We start from the raw sequence: 4955 nt of genomic DNA, 5'->3' as shown, positions 1-4955 counted from the left end.
ATCCGCAAGCAACTGGAGTACTTCCCTACCTTGCGAGCGGCAATGGAGTATGTTCTGAGTTTAGTGTCCTAACCAACCTGGCGGTTGCTATAACAACTGACTATTGACAGCCTTAACCCAACTAGACATTTACGACACGCAGCTTTAGTACTGACAAATTTTCCCAAAGGAAAAATAGCAATGTATACAAGTACAGTCAAAGAATCAGATATCCAAGTATTGCCATTCTTCGCACGTTTCTTGCAAGAGCAATCTGCATCTGAAAAGCCAGATACTGCTCCTCCTCCTCCTCCTCCTTTTACTTTCAAGTTTCCTTCCGATCTTGAAGACGTTTAAGGGATTGACAACTAAGAAATATCCCATTGCTGTGTAAGCAGGGGAGGCAGTGCGGTTCTTGGGAGTGCGATCGCTCCATATTGCAGTATTGATAATATAATTGCGATCGCCTTTAGTTTTTAGATTACCTACTTCTTTAAGAACTCAGGTATCTAGACAAAAACTTCTTTAGGTAGCCACAAAATTTTTTATGCACCTGTCGCGTGACGTTGTTTTATTAATCACTCACAGTAGTGATTTTTTCACAATAGATAGAGTTGCACAAGCCTTGTCAAAAAAAGGGGTGAAACCGATTCGCCTTGACACCGATAAGTTTCCCCAACAAGTGCAATTAGTAGCACACTTTGACGAATCCAGAAGCTATCACACCATAGAATATGGCAATTACTCTATCAGCACAGAGCAGGTGCAAGCTGTATGGATGCGGCGCATTTGGGAACCAGAACTAAGTTCACAATTAGCTACACAGTTCCGAGAAGCTTGTGTTAGAGAATCAAAAGCAACCTTAGATAGTTTTTGGGACAGTCTTAAAGAGGCTCGTTGGATAGACGATCTAGAGCGGATAAACTATGCCAATAATAAGCTGCGGCAACTACGGATTGCGTCTGAAATAGGTTTTGTCATTCCTAAAACTCTTGTAACCAACAAAGCAGAGTCAGCACGAGAGTTTTTCCATCAAGTCAAGGGAAAAATGGTGAGCAAATTACTAACTCCTCTTTCCCACAGTATGGAAGCTAATTCATCTTTCTTTCTTTACACCAGCGCCGTCAAACAAGAAGACTTACAAGATGCCGAGTCACTACGCTATTGCCCAATGGTTTTTCAAGAGCAAATTCCTAAGCAGCAAGAATTACGAGTAGTGTATGTGAATGGTGATGTGTTTGTGGGATCGCTAGAAGCATCTGTTTATGCAGCAGCCAAAGTTGATTGGCGTAAACCAGGTGTTGAGGTTGGTGCATGGCAACACCACCAGCTTCCTGATGAAATAATTCGTCGTCTCAAAGCCTTTATGGGAAGGTTTGGGTTGTTATTTGGAGCCTTAGATTTTATCCTTACACCATCAGGCGAATACGTCTTTTTGGAAATCAACCCTGTGGGAGAGTGGGGAATGCTAGAGAAAGATTTAGACTTGCCTATTGCAAGTGCGATCGCTGATGCCCTACTTCAAATAAAAGAAGAATGATCAAAAATTAAATATTTGCTACTTACTACTTGTCATGACTGTATTAATAGTTACATTTAGCCAAGACAACGAAAGCATTCCTTTAGTAATCGAAGAAATTGAGGCTAGAGGAGAAAAAGCATTTAGGTTTGATACAGACAGATATCCTACCGAAGTTAAGCTAGATATTTATTTTGGCGATACAGAACGGGTAATTATTACTGATGGCGAACAAAAGCTCGATTTGAGTGAAGTATCGTCAGTTTGGTATCGGCAGATGCGCTACGGGCAAAAAATACCTAACTCAATGGACAAGCAATATAGAGATGCGTCAATTAACGAATGTCGCGCTACTGTCAGAGGTATGATTGCCAGCCTTCAAGGATTCCACTTGGATAAAATGTCAAATGTGGATCGGGCTAATAATAAACAACTACAGTTGCAAGTCGCACGAAAACTCGGACTTTTAACTCCACGTACCCTGACTTCAAACAATCCCGAAGCAGTCAAAGAATTTGCTCAAGAATGTCAGCAAGGTATAGTAACCAAGATGCTTTCTTCTTTTGCTATCTATGACGATCAAGGGCGAGAAAACGTTGTGTTTACTACTCCAGTTACAGCTTATGATCTGGAGAATATGGAAGGGCTGCGTTTTTGTCCGATGACATTTCAAGAAAACATTCCCAAAGCCCTGGAGTTGCGAACAACTATCGTCGGACACCACGTATTTACTGCCGCAGTAGACTCGCAAACCTTGGAAGGATCTACTTACGACTGGCGCAAAGAGGGAAAAGCCCTAGCTAAGAATTGGCAACCTTATGACTTGCCAGAAGATGTTGAGAAAAAGCTACTCAAATTAATGGCTGAGTTTGGCTTAAACTATGGAGCAATTGATATTATTGTCACCCCCGATGGTCAGTACGTATTCCTCGAAGTTAATCCAGTCGGGGAATTTTTTTGGATGGAAATATATTCACCGCACTATCTTATTTCGCAGGCGCTCGCAGAAGTATTACTAACTAATAAAACTTAGAGTATTGAGTATTATTTATTTTTTTATCCACCGTAAAGGTACTCAGTTAAAAGATATGTTTGTAGTAACGTTTTCTAGAGTAAAATAGCAACCATATCTACATTACCTACCATTTTGTAAGTTAATAGTGAATTTTCTGATTAAAATTATTAATATTTAAGGCATTATTTTTAAATTACAAAGTTATTTATATTGGAGATAAAATCCTTGTGACAAACCTAGTAGACACACAAACAGTTTTGACATTTGATGGGGTAAATGATTATATAGATTTTGGCAGAAACGATATTGGCGGCGTTTTCGCTCAAGGGAGTTCAGCATTTACTGTTTCAGGATGGATAAATCCGCATCAACTAACAAATAAAGCTACTAGTTACGGAACTCGCAATGTATTTTTTGCCCGTTCTTCAGAACGATACAGCGATAATTTTGAATTCGGCATCAGTGAAACAGGCAGTCTAGATATATTCATTGATGAAACTGTGAGTAAGGGTATTAAAACCTTTGGTAATGGAGAATTAACTATAGGAGAATGGCACTTTTTTGCCATTGTTTTTAACAGTGGTGAAATAACAGTATATCTTGATAACCGTGTATACACAGATTCTCTCAGAGGTTCATCTTTAAATAAAGCAACAAGTTCAGTAACTCTGGGTGCAACTGTACACAAACAGGTTTATTTTAAAGGACAATTAGCAAACATTAGCGTTTGGAATTATCCATGTACTCAGGAACAAATCCAGACTCATCGTTGTGGGCTAGTAGCCGGGGATGAAGAAGGATTAGTGGCTTACTGGAAACTAGATGATGGGCAAGGAACAACAGTCAAAAACCAAATTGGAAAGTCTTATCAAGGGAATTTTCGTGGTAATCCTACTTGGGAGTTGGCACAAATTCCATTTGCAACACAATCATCCAATCCAGTTCCGTTTGCAGCACCATCATCTAATCAAGAGGATATCCAAGAAGAGATCCAAATTGAAACACCACTTATTCCTGAAGAAAATCTTTCAACAATAACTACAACTTTATTAGCAGCAACAGTACCGTTAGTAAGCGGCAAGGAAGACGAACTAGAGGAAATTCAACAGACACAAATCAGCAGTGAAGAATCTGAGGTTATCCCAACCTTGATAACTCTCCAGTTAGATGATGAAATTAAAACAGACCAAACTAAAGATTCCGTTAATGTCCAACAAGCACAAACATTAACTCAGGAGGAACCGCTAGAAGCTATGAATACACAAGCCCAGCCCAAATATAAAATACTTTCTATTGATGGAGGCGGTATTCGGGGAATTATTCCTGCATTTATCCTAGCAGAAATTGAAAGGCGGACACAAAAGCCTATATTTAGTTTATTTGATTTAATTGCTGGTACTTCAAGCGGCGGAATTTTGGCACTAGGACTAACTAAACCCCGAGTAAGTTCATCTGATGATTTGCCACTAGCTGAATATACTGCTGAGGATCTCGTACAACTATTTCTTGAATATGGAGTAGAAATATTTTATGAGCCATTCTTTGAAAGAATACTTGGCCCAATAGAGGATATATTTCTCCAGCCCAAATACCCTTCCGAAAGCAAAGAAGAAATTTTCAGGCAATATTTTGGTCACACCCTTCTAGAAAATAATCTTAAAGAAGTTTTTGTAACTAGTTATGATATAGAGCAGCGAATTCCAATATTTTTTACAAATAAACCAAAAAAAGAAGAGATAAAATCTCAAAATTTTCGGAAGTTATGTGGAGGTTTTTTGCTCCTAGATGCAGCATTGGCAACTACTGCAACTCCGACTTATTTTGCTCCCCATCGTATTGTAAATCCCCACAATAGCGCCAGCGTCTATACTTTAATCGATGGTGGAGTATTTGGTAATAATCCAACCCATTTAGCTATTTTAGAAGCACAAATTAATAGTAAACGGCAAGAAAAAAAAGTCCTTAATACAGAAGATATTCTAGTAGTTTCTTTAGGTACAGGTTCCATGACTAGTACCTACCTTTATAAAGAAGTCAAAAATTGGGGACTTTTGCAATGGGGAAGACCACTTTTAAATATTGTGTTTGACGGTGGTAGTGAAGTGGTATCTGGACAATTAGAACAGCTGTTTGAACCTATCGATAAAGAAGCTAAAAGTTTTTATTATCGCTTTCAAAAATTTTTAGATGAGGATCTCGAAGAAATAGACAATACTAAACTACAAAATACTCGTAAGCTACAAGCTATAGCCCATCGACTGATTTCTGAAAAAAGCCAACAAATTGATGAACTGTGTAGTCTTTTATTGGGCTAGATCAGGTTTCTTATATCTTGCACCATTTGTCTGGTGCAAGATGTGAGCGCCCAAGGGGCGCGATTACACGCCCGCAATAAATGAAAGAAACACAGTTAACAAGAGTTTTACGACTAATAACTTATAC

At 38.7% G+C, this 4955-nt stretch carries 4 protein-coding genes; all 4 read left to right on the top strand.

Translation table 11 applies throughout. The features are described from left to right. The first annotated feature begins 180 nt into the window (after positions 1-180). The 4 genes from V7K89_RS21550 to V7K89_RS21535 all read left to right on the top strand — a co-directional run bounded on the left by V7K89_RS21550 (position 181) and on the right by V7K89_RS21535 (position 4828). Positions 181-336, top strand: coding sequence for a microviridin/marinostatin family tricyclic proteinase inhibitor (locus V7K89_RS21550; RefSeq protein ID WP_335190716.1), 156 nt, complete (start codon positions 181-183; stop codon positions 334-336). 190 nt (positions 337-526) lie between these two features. After that, a complete protein-coding gene (locus V7K89_RS21545; RefSeq protein ID WP_335190714.1) occupies positions 527-1519 on the top strand; it encodes an MvdC family ATP-grasp ribosomal peptide maturase in 993 nt (330 codons plus the stop codon). A gap of 34 nt (positions 1520-1553) precedes the next feature. After that, positions 1554-2531 carry an MvdD family ATP-grasp ribosomal peptide maturase gene (locus V7K89_RS21540; RefSeq protein WP_335190712.1) on the top strand — a complete coding sequence of 326 codons (978 nt, stop codon included), beginning with the start codon at positions 1554-1556 and terminating at the stop codon, positions 2529-2531. 209 nt (positions 2532-2740) lie between these two features. Next, positions 2741-4828 carry a patatin-like phospholipase family protein gene (locus V7K89_RS21535; RefSeq protein ID WP_335190710.1) on the top strand — a complete coding sequence of 696 codons (2088 nt, stop codon included), beginning with the start codon at positions 2741-2743 and terminating at the stop codon, positions 4826-4828. Positions 4829-4955: the final 127 nt, after the last annotated feature.

Source organism: Nostoc sp. (assembly GCF_036917515.1).
Lineage (GTDB): Bacteria > Cyanobacteriota > Cyanobacteriia > Cyanobacteriales > Nostocaceae > Nostoc.
Note: the sequence above shows the minus strand (reverse complement) of the source record. Positions and strands in the feature narration are given on the sequence as shown.